This is a genomic window from Pseudomonas sp. Cab53, assembly GCF_018325965.1.
Taxonomy (GTDB): domain Bacteria; phylum Pseudomonadota; class Gammaproteobacteria; order Pseudomonadales; family Pseudomonadaceae; genus Aquipseudomonas; species Aquipseudomonas chlororaphis_E.
The window spans coordinates 2,688,486-2,706,253 of sequence record NZ_AP021902.1; the positions used below are offsets into that span (position 1 = coordinate 2,688,486).

Below are 17,768 nucleotides of genomic sequence, written 5' to 3' on the forward strand. Positions count from 1 at the left end.
GAAATGAAAATTCGTTCACAGATCGGCATGGTCCTGAACCTGGACAAGTGCATCGGTTGCCACACCTGTTCGATCACCTGCAAGAACGTCTGGACCAGCCGCGAAGGCATGGAATACGCCTGGTTCAACAACGTCGAGACCAAACCCGGGATCGGCTACCCCAAGGAATGGGAAAACCAGGACAAGTGGAAGGGCGGCTGGATCCGTAACGCCGACGGCTCGATCAACCCACGCATCGGCGGCAAGTTCCGCGTGTTGGCGAACATCTTCGCCAACCCGGACCTGCCGAGCCTGGACGACTACTACGAACCGTTCGACTTCGACTACCAGCACCTGCACACCGCTCCGCTGGGCGAGCACCAGCCTGTTGCGCGGCCGCGTTCGGTGGTGTCCGGCAAACGCATGGAGAAGATCGAGTGGGGCCCGAACTGGGAAGAAATTCTCGGTACCGAATTCGCCAAGCGGCGCAAGGACAAGAACTTCGACAAGATCCAGGCGGACATCTACGGCGAGTACGAAAACACCTTCATGATGTACCTGCCGCGCCTGTGCGAGCACTGCCTGAACCCGGCGTGCGCGGCGTCCTGCCCGAGCGGGGCGATCTACAAGCGCGAAGAGGACGGCATCGTCCTGATCGACCAGGAGAAATGCCGCGGCTGGCGCATGTGCATCAGCGGCTGCCCGTACAAGAAGATTTACTTCAACTGGAAGAGCGGCAAGTCGGAAAAATGCATTTTCTGCTACCCGCGCATCGAAGCCGGCATGCCGACTGTCTGCGCTGAAACCTGCGTGGGACGGATCCGCTACCTGGGCGTGCTGCTGTATGACGCCGACCGCATCAGCGAAGTGGCCAGCACCGCCAACGAGCAGGACCTGTACGAGAAACAGCTGGAAATTTTCCTCGACCCGAACGACCCGGCGGTGATCCGCCAGGCCCTGGCCGATGGCGTGCCACAGTCGGTGATCGACTCGGCGCAACGTTCGCCGGTGTACAAGATGGCCGTGGACTGGAAACTCGCGCTGCCGTTGCACCCTGAATACCGCACCCTGCCAATGGTCTGGTACGTGCCGCCGCTGTCGCCGATCCAGAACGCCGCCGCGGCCGGTACCGTCGGCATGAACGGGGTGATCCCGGACGTCGACAGCCTACGCATCCCGCTGCGTTACCTGGCCAACCTGCTGACCGCTGGCGATGAGAAGCCGGTCAAGCTGGCCCTCAAGCGTCTGTTGGCGATGCGTGCCTACAAGCGTTCCGAGCAGGTGGACGGCGTGAAAGACCTGAAAGTGCTGGCCGATGTCGATTTGAGCGTGAACCAGGTGGAAGAGATGTACCGCTACCTGGCCATCGCCAACTACGAAGACCGTTTCGTCGTGCCAAGTGCCCACCGTGAAGACGCGATGAGCGACGCGTTCGCCGAACGCTCCGGTTGCGGTTTCAGTTTCGGCAGCGGTTGCAGCGGCAGTTCCGACACCAACATGTTCGGCGGCAAGAAGGCCAACCGTCGCGACGTGATCAAGACCGTGCAGTTGTGGGAGGACTGACCATGCGCATTCTCAAGGTGATTTCGTTGTTGCTCGACTACCCGACCGAGACCCTGGTGGCCGGTCGCGACGAGCTGGAGGAAGCAATTCTCCAGGCGCGGGAAATCAGTCCCAACCAGCGCGCCGGTCTGTTCGAGCTGCTGGAAGTGATCTGCGCCAAGGACCTGATGGACGGCCAGGAGCACTACGGCGCGCTGTTCGGCCGCGGTCGGTCGCTGTCGTTGCTGCTGTTCGAGCATGTCCATGGCGAGTCCCGCGACCGGGGCCAGGCCATGGTGGACATGATGGCCCAGTACGAAGAGGCCGGTTTCGCCATCGGCGTCAAGGAGCTGCCGGATTATATCCCGCTGTACCTGGAATACCTCTCCACCCGCGAGGACCTCGAGGCCCGCGAGGGGCTGGCCGATGTCGCGCACTTGCTGGCCTTGCTCGCGGCGCGCCTGGAGGAGCGTGAAAGCGCCTATGCCAGTTGCTTCCGGGCCTTGTTGCAAATCGCCGGGGCCGAGCCCCAGGGCGCGGTGGCCGAACTGCGTGAGCAGGTCAAGGCCGAGCCGAGGGATGACTCCCTCGAAGCCCTGGACCGGATCTGGGAGGAAGAGGCGGTGGACTTCCTGAAGGCCGAGCAGCAGGACCGTTGCGGTTCGCTGCCCAGCGCGCCGGGCAAGGCCAGAGAAGAAAGTGCGGTGCCGTTGCACTGGGTGGATTTTCAGCATGAAGGGCAGGCCGTTGCGCCGGCCGGGGAGGTGGGCAATGTCTAAATGGGATCTGTTGTTGTTCGGGGTCTATCCGTATGTCGCCTTGGCGATCTGCCTGATCGGTAGCTGGGCACGGTTCGACCTGTCCCAGTACACCTGGAAGGCCGGTTCCAGCCAGATGCTGAACAAGAGCGGCATGCGCGTGGCCAGCAACCTGTTCCACGTCGGCGTGCTGTTCGTGCTGGCCGGGCATTTCGTCGGCCTGCTGACGCCGGCCGCGATCTACCACCATGTGCTGAGCACCGAGCACAAGCAGTTGCTGGCGATGGTTTCCGGTGGCTTCTTCGGCGTGCTGGGCCTGATCGGCTTGCTGATGCTGCTCAACCGCCGCCTGACCGATCCACGGGTGCGTGCCACGTCCAACACCTCGGACATCCTGGTGTTGGTGGTACTGCTGGTGCAACTGGTGCTGGGCTTGCTGACCATCGTCGCTTCCACCGGCCATATGGACGGTTCGGTAATGGTGATGCTGGCGGACTGGGCACAGAACACCGTGCTGTTGCGTCCGGTGGAAGCCGCGACCTCCATCGCGCCGGTGAGCCTGGTCTACAAGCTCCATGTGGTGCTGGGCCTGACCCTGTTCGTGCTGTTCCCGTTCACCCGTCTGGTGCACATCATCAGTGCGCCGGTCTGGTACCTGGGACGTCGTTATCAAATCGTTCGGCAGAAGTTCTGAGGAGGCGATCATGGCCAGTGGATGCGGATGTGGTGGCGGTAACGGCGGCAGCGGCGGCTGCGGTTCTTCGGCAAAGGCCGCGCCGATGACGGCCTCGGTGGCCGAGGTCGAACCGGTGCAGTACGCACCGGCCCAGGCGGCGCCGGTGGCGGTGGACGAGGCTCCGGCCGAGTTGATCGCCAGCAGTGAACAGGAATGGCCGATCATCAGCGTCAACGGGGTGTCGATCACCCCGCAGGCGATGGCCCAGGAGCTGCAGTATCACCCGGCGGACAGCCGCGAAGAGGCGCTCTACCAGGCGGCGCGGGCCTTGGTGATCCGTGAGTTGCTGCAGCAGCGCATCGCCGAGCTGGGCCTGTCCCTGCAGGTTGGTGCCGGTGAAAACGAAGAGGAAGCGGCGACGCGGCTGTTGCTCGAACAGGAGGTGCAGGTGCCGCATTGTGACGAGGCCACCTGCCTGCGCTATTACGACAGCAATCGGGCGCGCTTTCATAGCGCCCCGTTGCTGGCGGTGCGGCACATCCTGCTCGAATGCGCGCCGGACGATGCCGAGGCTCGCAGCCTCGCCCACGTCCAGGCCGAGCTGCTGCTGGAACGCTTGGATCAGTTCCCAGGCAGCTTTGCCGAGCTGGCCCAGAAGTACTCGGCCTGTCCGTCCAAGGAGCAGGGTGGGTCGCTGGGGCAGATCAGCAAGGGCCAGACGGTGCCTGAGCTGGAGCGCCAGCTGTTTGCCTTGCCGGCGGGGCTGTGTAGCAAGCCGCTGGAAAGTCGCTATGGCTGGCACGTGATCAGTGTCGACCAGCGCATCGACGGCCAGCCGCTGCCGTACGAGGCGGTGGCGACGGCGATCCGTACCCAGTTGCAGCAAGGCGTCTGGCAAAAAGCGCTGGTGCAATACCTGCAGACCCTGATCGGTGCGGCGGACATCCGCGGTATTCGTCTGCAGGGTGCCGATTCGCCGCTGGTGCAGTAGCACCGGGTCAACCAGGGGATAACCATGAACGCCGTGTTGCAGGACGGGTTTGGACGCCAGATCGATTATCTGCGGATGTCGGTGACCGATCGTTGTGATTTTCGCTGTGTGTATTGCATGGCGAAAAACATGACGTTCCTGCCCCGTCAGCAGGTGTTGACCCTGGAGGAGTTGCAGCGCTTGGCGCGGCTGTTCGTGGGGCTGGGGGTGAAGAAGATTCGCCTGACTGGTGGCGAGCCGCTGATCCGTCCGGGAATCGTCGGGCTGTGCCGCGATATCGCGGCCTTGCCCGGCCTGCGTGAGCTGGTGATGACCAGCAACGGCTCGCAGCTGGGGCGACTGGCCCGGCCGTTGGTCGATGCTGGCGTCAAGCGCATGAATATCAGCCTCGACAGCCTGGACGGGGAGCGGTTTCGGGCGATCACCCGCAACGGCAACCTCGACCAGGTGCTGGCCGGGATTGAAGCGGCGAAATCGGCGGGCTTCGAGCGGGTCAAGCTCAACTGCGTGGTGATGAAGGGGCGCAATTTCGACGAGGTGCCTGCGTTGGTGCAGTACGCCATCGACCAACGCATCGACATCAGCTTCATCGAGGAAATGCCGTTGGGGGAGGTGGGGCGTTCCCGGGGCGAGTCGTTCTGTTCCAGCGACGAGGTGCGGGCCGCGATCGCCAGCCGGCATCGCTTGCTCGACAGCGCCGAAAGCAGCGGCGGGCCGGCGCGTTATGTGCGCCTGGAGCGGCATCCGGACACCCGGATCGGCTTCATCTCGCCAAACACCCATAACTTCTGCGCCAGTTGCAACCGCGTGCGCCTGACGGTCGAAGGGCGCTTGCTGCTGTGCCTGGGGCAGGAGGACTCCCTTGACCTGCGCGGCCTGCTACGACGCTATCCTCTGCAAGACCTGCCGCTGATCCAGGCGGTGCAACACGCCTTGCGCGGCAAACCCCAGCGCCACGACTTCAACCCCGGTGGCGAGGTGCAGGTCGTGCGGTTCATGAACATGAGTGGGGGGTGAGGATACTCGTCGCTTGTGCCATCGCCTTCGCGGGCGAGCCCGCTCCCACACGGGATCTTCAGTGAAGTACCTGTGGGAGCGGGCTTGCCCGCGAAGGGGCCGGTACATCCACTGCCTCGCACACTGATTCACCCTCATCGCAAGGCCCCAAAATTGTTCTTCAGGCCTTCTCCCGATTCTTGACATCAATCAATTGCAAACCCACCTTTCACCCGTACCCTTCACTGCATATTGTGGTTTATGAATTAAAAAAGCCTATATGTAGTGTCTGGAGCCCAAATGCAAAGCACATTGATCTCAGTAGGGTGCAACCGCCTGCACAAGCGCGACGGCAGCGTGGTGGCCTTTGACGCGGACAAGATCCGCCAGGCCTTGATCGCCGCCGGCAAGGCCACCGGCGAGTACGCCGAGGCGCAAGCCGAAGGGTTGCTGGAGGCGGTGCTGGCGCGTCTGGAAGGGCAAACGCGACTGAGTGTCGAGCAGATCCAGGACCGGGTCGAGCGGGTGCTCATGGACGCCGGGTTCTTCCTCTCCATGCGCGCCTACATCGTCTATCGCGAGCAGCATGGTCGCCTGCGCCGGGATCGCCGCACGCTGGTGGAAGTCGCCACGTCGATGAACGAATACCTCGACCGCGAAGACTGGCGCGTGCAGGCCAACGCCAACCAGGGCTATTCCCTCGGCGGGCTGATCCTCAATGTGTCGGGCAAGGTCACCGCCAACTACTGGCTCGACGAGGTCTACAGACAAGCCATCGGCCAGGCGCACCGCGAGGCCGACCTGCACATCCACGACCTGGACATGCTCGCCGGCTACTGTGCCGGATGGTCCTTGCGCACGCTGCTGCACGATGGCCTCAACGGCGTGCCGGGGCGGGTCGAGGCCGGGCCGCCCAAGCACCTGAGCAGCGCCCTGGGGCAGATGGTGAATTTCCTCGGCACCTTGCAGAACGAATGGGCCGGCGCCCAGGCGTTCAGCTCGTTCGACACCTACCTGGCACCCTACGTGCGCAAGGACAACCTCAGCTACGATGAGGTCCGCCAGTCGTTGCAGGAATTCATCTACAACCTTAACGTGCCGTCGCGCTGGGGCACGCAGACGCCGTTCACCAACCTGACCTTCGACTGGGTCTGCCCACAAGATCTGCGCGAGCAGATCCCGATCATCGGCGGTGAAGAGATGCCGTTCGCCTATGGCGACCTGCAAGCGGAGATGGAGTTGCTCAACCGCGCCTACATCGAAGTGATGCAGGCCGGCGACGCGAAAGGGCGGGTGTTCACGTTCCCGATCCCGACCTACAACATCACCCATGACTTCCCGTGGGACAGCGAAAACGCCGACCGCCTGTTCGAGATGACCGCACGCTACGGCTTGCCGTACTTCCAGAACTTCCTCAACTCGGACATGCAACCCAACCAGGTGCGGTCGATGTGCTGCCGCTTGCAACTGGACGTGCGCGAGCTGCTCAAGCGCGGTGGCGGCCTGTTCGGTTCGGCGGAGCAGACCGGCTCGCTTGGGGTGGTGACGATCAACTGCGCCCGCCTGGGCTACCTGTACAAGGGCGACACCAGTGCCTTGCTGCAACGCCTCGATGCCCTGATGGAGCTGGCGAAGGAAAGCCTGGAGGTCAAGCGCAAGGTCATCCAGCACCACATGGACGCCGGCCTGTACCCCTACACCAAGCGTTACCTGGGCACCTTGCGCAACCACTTCTCCACCATCGGCGTGAACGGCCTGCACGAAATGCTGCGCAACTTCACCGATGACCAGCAGGGCCTGCACACCGAACAGGGCCGGGCCTTCGCCCTGAGGCTGCTGGACCACGTGCGTGCGACGCTGCTGCGCTTCCAGGAGGAAACCGGCCACCTCTACAACCTGGAGGCCACGCCTGCCGAAGGCACCACGTACCGTTTCGCCAAGGAAGACCTCAAGCGCTACCCCGACATCCTGCAGGCCGGCAGCCCGGTGGCGCCGTACTACACCAACTCTTCGCAACTGCCGGTGGGGTTCACCGACGACCCGTTCGAGGCCCTCGAACTGCAAGACGAACTGCAGTGCAAATACACCGGCGGCACCGTGTTGCACCTGTACATGGCCGAGCAGATCTCCTCCACGCAGGCCTGCAAGCAACTGGTGCGCAAGGCGCTCGGGCGCTTCCGCCTGCCGTACCTGACCATCACGCCGACCTTTTCCATCTGCCCGGTCCACGGTTACCTGGCCGGCGAACACGAGTTCTGTCCCAAATGCGACGAGGCCTTGCTGCTGCAACAGCAACAGGCCGGCAGCGTCCACTGATCCGATCCATCGACCGCAAGGAGCTTTACCATGAATGCATCGAGCACGGCCCCACAGACCCCTGTCGCGCAAGCGCAACGTCAACGTTGTGAAGTCTGGACCCGAGTGATGGGCTATCACCGTCCGGTGGCGGCGTTCAACCCCGGCAAGCAGTCCGAGCATCGCGAGCGGGTGCACTTCACCGAACGCGCGGCCGGGCGTCCATGAGTCGAGTGCTGCGGGTCGGGGGCATGGTGCCCCTGACCACCCTCGATTACCCGGGCCAACTGGCGTGCGTGCTGTTCTGCCAGGGCTGCGCCTGGCGTTGTCGTTATTGCCATAACCCGCAACTGATCCCGCCTCGTGGCAGCGAGGAAGTGGATTGGTGCCGCGTGCTGGCGTTCCTGCAACGCCGCCAGGACCTGCTCGACGCCGTGGTGTTCAGCGGCGGCGAACCGACCTTGCAGGACGGCCTCGCCTCGGCCATGGACGAAGTTCGGCAGATGGGGTTTCGCATCGGCTTGCACAGTGCCGGCATCAAGCCGGCGGCCTTTGCCAAGGTGGTCGGGCAAGCCGACTGGGTGGGGTTCGACATCAAGGCCCTGCCCGAGGATGCCCTGGACGTGACCCGGGTGGAAGGCAGCGGCAGCGCCAACTGGCGCAGCCTCGACCACTTGCTCGAAAGCGGCGTGGATTACGAATGTCGCACCACGGTGCATTGGCACCTGTTCGATCCCGAGCGGCTGCTGACCCTGGCCCGGCGCCTGAGCGAACGTGGCGTCAGGCGCTTTGCCGTGCAGCTGGTACGCACTGCGCGGATGCTCGACCCTCATCTTTCCAGCGTCTCGGCACAAGGCTTGCAACCCGACCTGTGGGCCGCCATGCGCGAATTGTTCCCCTCGTTCGTGTTGCGCAGTTGACCGACCGCTGCAGGGCACGATTCACCGCGGCCCGGAACCACCGGGCCATTCCTTTTTTTGGTTTTCAAATGCGCTGCCAGCCGGCAGGTAGTTGAACAGGGAGCATTTGACATGACCAGACTCACCACCGCCCAACGCATCGTGATCGGCTTTGCCATCGCGCCATTGGCCTTGATCGCCCTGGCGCTGTACGCCTTGAACGACCTGGCGATGCTGCGCGACCAGTCCGAGCAGATCGTGCGACAGGATTGGCCGAAGATCGACCCGATCATGGTCATCGCCACCGGTGTGCGCGATAACGCCAGGAACACCCGTGACTTGTTGATCGACAAGGACAATGGGCAAGTCCAGCAGTCCATCGACGCCACCCGGCAACGCATCACCCAGGCCTTTGCCACCCTCGAACCGTTGTTCGACCAGCCCGAAGGCCAGGCGGCATACGCGCAGTTGAAGAAGCGCCGCGAGGCCTACGTCGCCGCATTCGTCCAGGTGCAGGCGTTGATCCGCCAGGGCGCGACGGATGAGGCGATGAAGCAACTCAAGCAAGGCGTGATCCCGGCGGAGCAGGAGGTGTACAAGAGCCTCGAAGGGATCATGGCGATGCAGGGCAAGGTCTTTGTCGAGCGCGAACGCCAGGCCCAGGCGCGCTACAGCGACGCGCGGCGCAACATGCTGGCGTTGGTTCTGGCGTGTTTGGCGGTGGTCGCCAGTGTCGCGATCCTGGTGACCCGCAGCGTGACGCGGCCCTTGGGCGGGGAGCCCGACGATGCGGCGCGGGTGCTGAGCCACATCGCCCAGGGCGACCTGACGATCCGGGTGCCGGTGGGCGTCGGCGCCAACGACAGCGTGATGAACCACATGCACGACATGCAACAGAGCCTCAACAGCATGGTCCGGCACATCGCGGCGTCGGTGGACCGGGTGGCCAGTTCCTCGGAAGAGTTGAGTGCCGTGAGCAGCCAGACCAACAGCACCTTGCAGTTGCAGGGCCAGGAAATCGAACAGGCCGCGGCGGCGGTGAACCAGATGACCGCCGCCGTGGACGAGGTGGCGCGCAACGCGGTGAGCACCAGCGAAGCTTCGCGGGTGTCGGAGCGCACCGCCCAGCGCGGCCGCGAGCAAGTCCAGGAAACGGTCGCCTCCATCACTGCGCTGGCGGACGGCGTGACGGACACCTCCGGGCGGATCCAGCAACTGGCCGGGCGGGTCCAGGACATCAGTTCGGTGCTGGACGTGATCCGCAACGTGGCCGAGCAGACCAACCTGCTGGCACTGAACGCCGCCATTGAAGCGGCTCGGGCCGGGGATGCCGGCCGCGGCTTTGCCGTGGTGGCCGACGAGGTCCGGGCGCTGGCCCATCGTACCCAGGATTCAACCCGGGAAATCGAGGACATGATCGGCAATATCCGCGAGGACAGCGGGCACGCGGTGACGGCCATGCAACACAACAGCGAGCTGGTGCAGACCACGCTGCAAGTGGCCCAACGTTCCGGCGAGGCCCTGGATGAAATCGCTCGCTCGATCTCGCAGATCAACGAGCGCAACCTGATGATCGCCAGCGCCACGGAACAGCAGGCCCTGGTGGCCCGCGAGGTGGACCGCAACCTGGTGGGCATCCGCAACCTGTCCGAGCAGGTGCTGCTCGGCGCCCGGCACACCGACAGCGCAGGCCAGGACCTGGCCCAGATGGCCGGCTCACTGCATCAGACGGTGGCGCGCTTCAAGGTGTAGCAGGGTGGGGCATTACGGCCCCTCGGTGGGAGCATGCTTTCAGTGACCTATGCATCACCGACACACTGCGGACACCCTGTGGGAGCGGGCTTGCCCGCGAAAGCGGTCTCTCAGTTGCCTATGCACCACTGACACACTGCATTCGCGAGCAAGCCCGCTCCCACAGGGTTTGTATCACCACCCCCAAAACTGCAACCACCAGCCATAGCCCACCAACCCGCTGGCCAATGCCAGGCAGGTCATGGCGGGCCATCGTCGAGGTGAGGGCGTCGATTCCAGGCGTTTGCAACCCAGCCACAGGCTCCAGGCGATCGCCGCCAGTAAAAGCGCGGCCCGCGCCGGCTGCACCCATTCGAGCAACAGCCCTTCATAGCGCAGCAGCTTCACCGTGGTGGCCGACAGACCGAGGAACAGGCCTGCACCACCGAGAGGCGTCAGGGTGATGGCCAGGGGCCAATATTGTGCGGAATCCCCCGAGAACCACGCGGCCAGGCGCATCAACAGCGTCAGCGACGTGCCGATCACCAGCGCACTCATGCCCAGGTACGCGACGATGCAGAAGCCGTCGAGCCAACTGAAGCTGTCGTTGAGTTGAGGGTAGTGGGTCAGCAGCCACCAGGGCGCGTTGTCCCGCAGTGGCCAGGTCAGATCATGGCTGACCAGCCATTCGGCCAAGTGTTGCTTGAGGGCTATGAACCAGGGACTGACGGTCCACTGGAAGGCGCCCATCGCCAGGCCGATGACGCCGAACAACAACAGGCGTGGTTCCCATGGCGAGAGCGTGTCGGCCGTTGAGTGGAGGATTTCCTCGTTGCTGGAGCGGGCAATCAGGCGCACCGCGTCGCGTTGGCCGCTGCAACGCCCACAGGCATGGCAATCGGCGGCGCCGCGCAGGCGGCGGATGTCCAGCAGTGGTGCGCAATTGGGCGGCGGACGGCGCGGCGCTGGGTTCTCCAGCCAGCGTTGCTCGTTCACCTGGAAATGCAGCGGTGCCAGGCGCGCGAGCAGGGCGAAGACGCCACTGACCGGGCACAGATAGCGGCACCACACGCGCTTGCTTCGGGCAAACAGCAGCCCGACGATCACCGCCGCGACGGTCGAGCCGCCGAGAATCAACAGCGCCGCCTGGGCGTAATCATAGACGCTGATCAGTTGCCCGTAGACCGTGGTCAGGCAGAACGCCAGGGTCGGCCAGCCGGCCCAGCGCAACGCCCGTGGCGTGCCCAGGCCCTTGCCGTACTGACTGGCCCATTCGCTCAAGGCTCCCTCGGGGCACAGCACGCCGCACCAGAGCCGGCCGAACAGCACGATCGACAACAACACAAACGGCCACCACAGCCCCCAGAACAGGAACTGCGCCACCAGCGTGAGGTTATCGAACAGGCGCGCCTGGCTGCCGGGCAAGGGCGAGAAGGCGGGCACCACCAGCAACACCGCGTAGAACAGCACCACTGCCCATTGCACTGCGCGAATCGTTGCCCCATGGCGCCGCATGCCGTCGCCGAGGCGCTGGAGCCAGGGGTTTACGTCGGGCATGGAAGGCCGTCCGCTTTGCGTGGCCGCAACCAACCGGCGACGAGGCCCCAGTAACCCAGCCACGCCAACAAGGTCAGCGCGCTGGGGCTGGCCCGGTAGCCGGTAAAATCAGCGAGGAAGCCACCCAGGCCGTGCCCGTCGTCCAGCAGCGCACTGCTGTCCCAGAGCGCGTCGCCAATGCCGCGATACACCGCCTCGGGCCAGTCCATTGCGAGCAATTGCCCGCCCACGCGCTCGATGCCGCTGACCAGCAGCGCCGCGCCCAGCAGCAACAGAATCGCTTCGCTGATGGCAAAGAACCTCGGCCATGAAATGAACCGGCGGCTGCCGTGCAACAACGAGACGGTCAGCAGCGCCAGCGCCAGGCCCGCCACTGCGCCAACGGCGAACAGGCCCAGCGACGGCCCTTGCAGGCGGGCGCCGGCGCCATACAGGAACACCACCGTTTCGCTGCCCTCGCGGCTGACCGCCAGCAACGCCAGCATCAGCAACCCCAGCCCACCCTGGCGCCCCAGGCGTTGGTCGGCGTGGCGCGTGAGGTCACGCTTGAGCATCGGCCCATGGCGATGCATCCAACCGACCATCTGCACGATCAGCCCGCTGGCGAGCAACGCCAGGGCCGCCTGGAACCATTCGTTGGCCGCGCCGCTCATGGCTTCGCCCGCCAGCATGATCAGCCCGGCCAGCACACCGGACAGCAGCAGGCCCAGCCCGGCGCCGCCCCACACGTAGCGCAGTAACGACCTGGCCTGGCGTTGCTGGCTGACCCAGGCCTGGAGAATGCCGATCACCAGCAACGCCTCGACGCTTTCGCGCCAGACAATAAACATCGATTGAGTCATGCACGTGTCTCCTGCGGGCGACTACTGGGCGAGAATCCCGCCCTCGGGCAGTTGCGGATTGAACTCGTCGAAAAACGGATAGTGCCCCGGCCGCAGGGGATGGATCACCACGAAGGTAGTGACGCCCGGCGACAGCACTTTTTCCACCCGCAGCGGCGTGCTCTCGAATTCCGCCGGGCCCTGGCCCACGTTCTTCAACACGATCTTGAAGCGCTGTCCGGCCGGCACTTGCAGCACTGGCGGGGTGAAATGGCCGTCACGCATGCTCAGCTCGTAGGTGGGCAACTCGGCATGGGCGATCGACGGCAGCATCAGGCCCGCCAGCAGCCACCCGGCCAAATGTCGACGGCGGGTGAGTAGCCGTCCGCGGCATGGACGATCCATCTTCAGTACCCGCCTTTTTTACCGATCCCGGCGTAGACGAATTCGTAGTGCAATTCACAGCGCTCGAACCACGGGGCGACACCGGTTTCCTTGTCGGTGTGGCGGCCGAGGGACCCATGGCCGCCCGGCGGCAGGACGGTGAAAGTCAGCTGGTACTTGCCGGGGCCGAGCAGCTTGACGTTGTCGCCATAGTGCGGCCCGTCATTGGCGACCATGGCATGGAAATCACCCTTGAGTTCGGTGTCGTTGCCTTGTTTCTTCAACTGGAACGATACGTTGAGGTAGGGCACGAAACTGCCTTCCTGGAAGCCTTGGTGATTGTCCGCCGTGGCGCGGATGTCGGCCTCCAGGTGGACGTCGGAATCGACGGTCGCGCGCATCATCCCGGCGGGGGCCATTTCAATCGGTTGCAGGTAGACCGCACCGACTTCCAGCCCCGGACACAGTTGCGGTTCGCCGATGGGGTATTCCTTGGCCTGGGCCAACGGTGCGAGAAACAGCAAGGCGAGGGACAGCGGGGCGAGGGTACGCATAGTGACTTCCTGGACGGCGTAAGAGATGAGCGAGTCTAGGAAGCTTTGCTGCGAATAATAATGATTATTGTCAATTTTCAGCGTGATTGTGCGAAGCGGATGCCCGGGCGCTTATTGATCGAAATCAAGGTCGGTCCGGGCCCGAGGCGCTAGGGTGCAGGTACACCCATCTGTCCGCGGGGTCCCCATGGCCAAGCCCTTTCCCCTCAGTCCCAAGCACCCGGAGCGCATCTGCTGGGGCTGCGACCGTTACTGCGCGGCAACGGCCCTGGCCTGTGGCAACGGCGCCGACCGCACCATGCACCCGGCCGAGATGATCGGCGAGGATTGGTACCTGCATGGGGATTGGGGGGTGGAACTGACTGACATCACCGACAAAACCGTGGATGAGTTTGCAAAGCACCCGGAGAAATGAGCTGGCCCCTTGTGGCGAGGGGATAAATCCCCTCGCCACAAGGCCCGCAGGCCTGACTTCCGGTTATAGCTTCGGCAGCTGGCCAACCCGGCCCATCATCTCGGTCACGATCTGCAAATCCAGCAGGAATTGCTCGACCGTCTTGAACTCGTTGTCGTTGTGACCGGTGTACTTGACGTCCGGCATCGCCAGCCCGAATTGCACGCCGTTGGGCAGGTCATGGACCGAGGTGGCGCCGGCGGACGTGCCGTACTTGTGTTCCATGCCAAGGTTTTCACTGGCCACCGCCAGCAACGCCTTGACCCATTCGCCTTCAGGGTTGCGGTACATCGGCTCGTCGATGGAATAGTCGAAGGCCACCGCGACATGGGTCCGCTTGCTCCAGTCGGTCAGCTTGCCGGCGATCTCGCTCTTGAGCGCCTCGGTGGATTTGCCCACCGGCACCCGCAGGTTGACCGCCAGCTTGAAGGTCTTGTCGTCCATCCCGACATAGGTCAGCGACGCCGTCAGCGGGCCCATGAACGCGTCGGAGAAACCGATGCCCAGTTGCTTGCCCAGGTAGTCCAGGCCCCAGTTGTCGGCGGCGTAGCGGGCCGCATCGGTGATGTGGTTGTGCTTGAGCGCGACCTTGCCGTCTAGGCTGTTGATGAAGCCCAGCATCCGCGCGACCGGGTTGACGCCTGATTCGGGCTCGGAGGAATGCGCGGAAACGCCGGTGAAGGTCAACTGGACATCCTTGCCGACGACCTGGCTGGTCACCTCGAAGTTGCCACCATTGCCCTTGGCGTACTCGGTGCCGGCCTTGAGCAGGCTGGCTGCCAATTCGGCGGGTTGGTCGGTGACGAAGGTGGCCACCGACGTCGACGGGATCTGGTTGGTCGCCAGGCCGCCGGTCAATGCGGTGATCTGCGCGCCCTTGCCCTGAGCCTCGCGTCGGGCGAAGTTTGCCATGACGGTGCCGTAGCCTTTCTCGGCAATCACCACGGGGTAGCCGCCATCCAGCGCCAGGTTGTAGTTGGGCGTTGGGTTGTGCTCGAAGTAATAAGGAATTGCGTCGCCGGTGGTTTCCTCGGTGGTGTCCACCAGCAGCTTGAAATGGCGCGCCAGCGGCAGGTTTTCTTCCTTGATGACTTTCATCGCATACAGCGCCACCACGATGCCGTTCTTGTCGTCTTCGGTGCCGCGACCGTACATGCGGTCGCCCACCAGGGTCACCTTGAACGGATCGAGCCGGGTGCCATCTTTCAACACCCAGTTTTCCGGCGTCACCGGCACGACGTCAGCATGGGCGTGGATGCCCACGACCTCGTCGCCGCTGCCTTCGAGGGAAATCTCGTAGACGCGATTGTCGACGTTGCGAAAGTTCAGGTTGAAGGACTGGGCAAGGCTTTTGATCTTCTCGGCGATCTTGAGGAACTCGGGGTTCTCGTGCTGGGCCACGCCTTCCTTGCGGTAGGTCGGGATCGCCACCAGCTCTTTCAGGGTTTCGGTGGCCGCGGCGCCATATTTCACCCGCGCGTAGATACCCAGCAGGCGATGGATTTCGTTCTGTTGTTCGGCTGTCAGGGTTTTGTTGCCGAGGAAGCCGTCGATGGCCGGGGCGAGGCCGGCGGTTTTTGCCGCGTCGCTCTTGCCGACGGTTGCCAGGAATTGACGGAAGTCGGTGACCGAGCTGTCGGAGAAGGTCTTGACGATGGCAGCGCTCTGTTGCGCAGTGATATTGGCGAAGGCAGGGGTGGTGATCGCGGCGAGGCTGGACAGCATCAGGGTGGTCACGGCCAGGTGCTTGAACGAAAAGTCCATTGCTGGGGGCATTCCTTTGCAGGGAGTTGAAGGAAGATGTTTCATTGGCGAAACAACTACGCAACGTAACACTGCAGGTCAGCGGGCGGGGAGTCTATGAGGTGGGATTTGTCGCACACTCAGGCAAAAACGGCGCAGAAATGAAAAACAAGGGTAGGCAGCCCATGTGGGAGCGGGCTTACCCGCGAAGGCGGCGGCACATTCGACATCTGTGTGACAGAGACACCGCTTTCGCGAGCAAGCCCGCTCCCACAGGCCATTGCGGCATTACTTAATGCGGGGCGCGAGGAATGGTCTTGAGCAAATCCTCAGGGCTGATGTAGCCGACCACTGGCTCTGCGGTGCTGCCTGGCAATGGCAGGTCAAGGATGTGGCCCTTGATCTTGCCCACCACGTGCATTTCGCAGGGCTTGCAGTCGAACTTCAAGGTCAGCACTTCATCCCCGTGGATCAGTTGCATCGGAGCCACCTTGGTGCGCACGCCGGTGACGCCCTTGGCTTGCTTGGGGCACAGGTTGAACGAGAAGCGCAGGCAGTGCTTGGTGATCATCACCGGCACTTCACCGGTTTCTTCGTGAGCCTCGAAGGCCGCGTCGATCAGTTTGACGCCGTGGCGGTGATAGAAGTCGCGGGCCTTCTGGTTATAGACGTTGGCCAGGAACGACAGGTGCGATTCCGGGTACACCGGCGGTGGGTTGGTCTCGGCCTTGCGGCCGCCACGGGGGTGAGCCGCGACGCGGGCAGCGGTCAACGCCTCGATGGCTTCACGGCGCAATGCCTTGAGCTGCGAGTTGGGAATGAAGAACGCTTGGGGCGCGTCCAGCTTGATCGACGTGGCGTGGTAGTCGGTGGTTCCCAACTGGCCAAGCAGGTCGTGCAGTTGCTCCAGGGCCTGCTCCGGCTTGTTGGCCACGCCGAACGGTCCGTCCAGGGCCACCTGGGTGCTGATGCCTTCCTCGCTGGTGGCGGTCAGCTCTAGGCCCTCTTCGCGCAGGCGGGCGACCCAGGCCAGGCCGATCCGGCGCTCGGAGGAGGTCTTGAGCAGCGCTTGCTGCCAGTTGTGGTCCAGGTTACGGCTCAACGGATGGTTGGGGCGCAGTTGATACAGGCCCGCTGGCATTTCGTTGGGCTCGACACGGTAGCGGTAGCGCTTCTGGCCGTCCTCTTCGAACTCACCCTTGGGCTCGGCGATGTTGGCCCGAAAGCCCACGACTTCACGCTTGACCAGCACGTTGAGACCATCGCCGTTGGACAGTGGGTCGAAGGTCACGACCTGCATGTCGCGCTTGCCGACTTTTTCCACCACGCCCACCGGCACGCCGGTGAAGGTCGGCGAGTCGAAGGCGCCGATGTCGATCTTGCGCTCGCTGACGAAATAGTCGGTGCTGCCCCGGTGGAAGGTCTTTTCCGGGTCGGGCACGAAGAAGTGCGCGGTGCGGCCGCTGGAGGCGCGGGCCAGGTCGGGGCGGTCTTCGAGGACGTCGTCCAGGCGCTGGCGATAGTAGGCGGTGATGTTTTTCACATAGCCGGCATCCTTGTAGCGCCCTTCGATCTTGAACGAGCGCACGCCGGCTTCCACCAGCGCGCGAATGTTGGCGCTCTGGTTGTTGTCCTTCATCGACAGCAGGTGTTTTTCGTAGGCGACCACCCGGCCCTGGTCATCCTTGAGGGTGTAGGGCAGGCGGCAGGCCTGGGAGCAGTCGCCGCGGTTGGCGCTGCGACCGTTCTGGGCGTGAGAAATGTTGCACTGGCCGGAAAAGGCCACGCACAGGGCGCCGTGGATGAAAAATTCGATGGCCGCGTCGGTCTCGTCGGCGATGGCGCGGATTTCCTGCAAGTTCAGCTCACGGGCCAACACCAGCTGCGAGAAACCGGCCTGGTCGAGGAACTTCGCCCGTGCCAGGGTACGAATGTCGGTCTGGGTGCTGGCGTGCAGCTCGATCGGCGGGATGTCCAGCTCCATCACCCCCAGGTCCTGGACGATCAGCGCATCGACACCGGCGTCGTACAGTTGGTGGATCAACTGGCGGGCCGGCTCCAGCTCGTTGTCGTGCAAGATGGTGTTGATCGTGGTGAACACCCGGGCGTGGTAGCGATGGGCGAACTCCACCAGCCGGGCGATATCGCTCACTTCGTTGCAGGCGTTGTGTCGGGCGCCGAAGCTCGGGCCACCGATGTACACGGCGTCGGCGCCATGCAGGATGGCCTCGCGGGCGATGGTCACGTCGCGGGCGGGGCTGAGCAATTCCAGATGATGTTTGGGCAAGGACATGGGTTTTATAGTCAGGCTGGTCACGGTCGAAGCGAGCATTGTAGCCGCCAGGCGCCTTGCCGGCACCTGCGGACTTCGGATTGCCGCGCGCGGAC

General features: G+C 63.8%; 14 protein-coding genes and 1 pseudogene. 9 read left to right on the forward strand and 6 right to left on the reverse strand.

The window, feature by feature from the left end:
* Positions 1–3 precede the first annotated feature (3 nt).
* The 8 genes and pseudogenes from narH to KI241_RS11805 all read left to right on the forward strand — a co-directional run bounded on the left by narH (position 4) and on the right by KI241_RS11805 (position 9,888).
* Positions 4–1,542: a nitrate reductase subunit beta gene (gene narH, locus KI241_RS11765; RefSeq protein ID WP_042732204.1), complete on the forward strand. Its 1,539-nt coding sequence runs from the start codon at positions 4–6 to the stop codon at positions 1,540–1,542.
* A gap of 2 nt (positions 1,543–1,544) precedes the next feature.
* Positions 1,545–2,300 (forward strand): nitrate reductase molybdenum cofactor assembly chaperone, encoded by a 756-nt coding sequence (gene narJ, locus KI241_RS11770; protein WP_047738027.1) that lies wholly within the window; start codon positions 1,545–1,547, stop codon positions 2,298–2,300.
* Positions 2,293–2,973, forward strand: a complete 681-nt coding sequence (gene narI, locus KI241_RS11775; protein ID WP_042732202.1) for a respiratory nitrate reductase subunit gamma — start codon at positions 2,293–2,295, stop codon at positions 2,971–2,973. Before narJ ends, narI begins: the two co-directional genes overlap by 8 nt.
* 10 nt (positions 2,974–2,983) lie before the next feature.
* Positions 2,984–3,946 carry a peptidylprolyl isomerase gene (locus KI241_RS11780; RefSeq protein ID WP_123578118.1) on the forward strand — a complete coding sequence of 321 codons (963 nt, stop codon included), beginning with the start codon at positions 2,984–2,986 and terminating at the stop codon, positions 3,944–3,946.
* Between the two features lie 24 nt (positions 3,947–3,970).
* Positions 3,971–4,963 (forward strand): GTP 3',8-cyclase MoaA, encoded by a 993-nt coding sequence (gene moaA, locus KI241_RS11785; RefSeq protein ID WP_042728369.1) that lies wholly within the window; start codon positions 3,971–3,973, stop codon positions 4,961–4,963.
* A 279-nt stretch (positions 4,964–5,242) separates the two neighbouring features.
* Positions 5,243–7,465 (forward strand): annotated as a pseudogene (locus KI241_RS11790) (ribonucleoside triphosphate reductase).
* A complete protein-coding gene (locus KI241_RS11800) occupies positions 7,462–8,157 on the forward strand; it encodes an anaerobic ribonucleoside-triphosphate reductase activating protein (protein WP_042728372.1) in 696 nt (231 codons plus the stop codon). The pseudogene KI241_RS11790 and the gene KI241_RS11800 overlap by 4 nt, the downstream one beginning before the upstream one ends.
* Positions 8,158–8,268: 111 nt before the next feature.
* Positions 8,269–9,888: a methyl-accepting chemotaxis protein gene (locus KI241_RS11805; RefSeq protein WP_042728373.1), complete on the forward strand. Its 1,620-nt coding sequence runs from the start codon at positions 8,269–8,271 to the stop codon at positions 9,886–9,888.
* A 174-nt stretch (positions 9,889–10,062) separates the two neighbouring features.
* Here KI241_RS11805 and KI241_RS11810 read toward each other — a convergent pair whose 3' ends face one another.
* Genes KI241_RS11810 through KI241_RS11825 form a run of 4 tightly spaced genes read right to left on the reverse strand, consistent with a single transcriptional unit; the run spans position 10,063 to position 13,183 of the window.
* On the reverse strand, positions 10,063–11,424 hold the full coding sequence (locus KI241_RS11810) for a 4Fe-4S binding protein (RefSeq protein WP_042728374.1): 1,362 nt from the start codon (positions 11,422–11,424) through the stop codon (positions 10,063–10,065).
* Entirely contained in the window at positions 11,412–12,266 is an 855-nt protein-coding gene (locus KI241_RS11815; RefSeq protein ID WP_042728375.1) for an FTR1 family protein, read from the reverse strand. The genes KI241_RS11810 and KI241_RS11815 overlap by 13 nt, the downstream gene beginning before the upstream one ends.
* A gap of 21 nt (positions 12,267–12,287) precedes the next feature.
* Positions 12,288–12,650: a cupredoxin domain-containing protein gene (locus KI241_RS11820; protein ID WP_042728376.1), complete on the reverse strand. Its 363-nt coding sequence runs from the start codon at positions 12,648–12,650 to the stop codon at positions 12,288–12,290.
* 2 nt (positions 12,651–12,652) lie between these two features.
* Entirely contained in the window at positions 12,653–13,183 is a 531-nt protein-coding gene (locus KI241_RS11825; protein WP_212803735.1) for an iron transporter, read from the reverse strand.
* A 187-nt stretch (positions 13,184–13,370) separates the two neighbouring features.
* On the opposite strand from KI241_RS11825, the gene KI241_RS11830 reads away from it, so the two are divergent.
* Positions 13,371–13,598, forward strand: coding sequence for a DUF3079 domain-containing protein (locus KI241_RS11830; RefSeq protein WP_212803736.1), 228 nt, complete (start codon positions 13,371–13,373; stop codon positions 13,596–13,598).
* Between the two features lie 63 nt (positions 13,599–13,661).
* On the opposite strand, the gene KI241_RS11835 is transcribed toward KI241_RS11830, so the two are convergent.
* Together KI241_RS11835 and KI241_RS11840 are read right to left on the reverse strand one after the other, a co-directional pair.
* Positions 13,662–15,401, reverse strand: coding sequence for a dipeptidase (locus tag KI241_RS11835; RefSeq protein ID WP_212803737.1), 1,740 nt, complete (start codon positions 15,399–15,401; stop codon positions 13,662–13,664).
* A 271-nt stretch (positions 15,402–15,672) separates the two neighbouring features.
* A complete protein-coding gene (locus KI241_RS11840) occupies positions 15,673–17,673 on the reverse strand; it encodes a U32 family peptidase (RefSeq protein ID WP_212803738.1) in 2,001 nt (666 codons plus the stop codon).
* Between the last annotated feature and the right edge of the window lie 95 nt (positions 17,674–17,768).

Excerpts from the sequence above, each read along its gene's own strand:
- narH (WP_042732204.1), top strand. The coding sequence starts at position 4 with ATGAAAATTCGTTCACAGATCGGCATGGTCCTGAACCTGGACAAGTGC.
- KI241_RS11800 (WP_042728372.1), top strand. The coding sequence starts at position 7,462 with ATGAGTCGAGTGCTGCGGGTCGGGGGCATGGTGCCCCTGACCACCCTC.
- KI241_RS11805 (WP_042728373.1), top strand. The coding sequence starts at position 8,269 with ATGACCAGACTCACCACCGCCCAACGCATCGTGATCGGCTTTGCCATC.
- narI (WP_042732202.1), top strand. The coding sequence starts at position 2,293 with ATGTCTAAATGGGATCTGTTGTTGTTCGGGGTCTATCCGTATGTCGCC.
- KI241_RS11780 (WP_123578118.1), top strand. The coding sequence starts at position 2,984 with ATGGCCAGTGGATGCGGATGTGGTGGCGGTAACGGCGGCAGCGGCGGC.
- KI241_RS11820 (WP_042728376.1), bottom strand. The coding sequence starts at position 12,650 with ATGGATCGTCCATGCCGCGGACGGCTACTCACCCGCCGTCGACATTTG.
- KI241_RS11840 (WP_212803738.1), bottom strand. The coding sequence starts at position 17,673 with ATGTCCTTGCCCAAACATCATCTGGAATTGCTCAGCCCCGCCCGCGAC.
- KI241_RS11810 (WP_042728374.1), bottom strand. The coding sequence starts at position 11,424 with ATGCCCGACGTAAACCCCTGGCTCCAGCGCCTCGGCGACGGCATGCGG.
- narJ (WP_047738027.1), top strand. The coding sequence starts at position 1,545 with ATGCGCATTCTCAAGGTGATTTCGTTGTTGCTCGACTACCCGACCGAG.
- KI241_RS11815 (WP_042728375.1), bottom strand. The coding sequence starts at position 12,266 with ATGACTCAATCGATGTTTATTGTCTGGCGCGAAAGCGTCGAGGCGTTG.
- KI241_RS11835 (WP_212803737.1), bottom strand. The coding sequence starts at position 15,401 with ATGGACTTTTCGTTCAAGCACCTGGCCGTGACCACCCTGATGCTGTCC.
- KI241_RS11825 (WP_212803735.1), bottom strand. The coding sequence starts at position 13,183 with ATGCGTACCCTCGCCCCGCTGTCCCTCGCCTTGCTGTTTCTCGCACCG.
- moaA (WP_042728369.1), top strand. The coding sequence starts at position 3,971 with ATGAACGCCGTGTTGCAGGACGGGTTTGGACGCCAGATCGATTATCTG.
- KI241_RS11830 (WP_212803736.1), top strand. The coding sequence starts at position 13,371 with ATGGCCAAGCCCTTTCCCCTCAGTCCCAAGCACCCGGAGCGCATCTGC.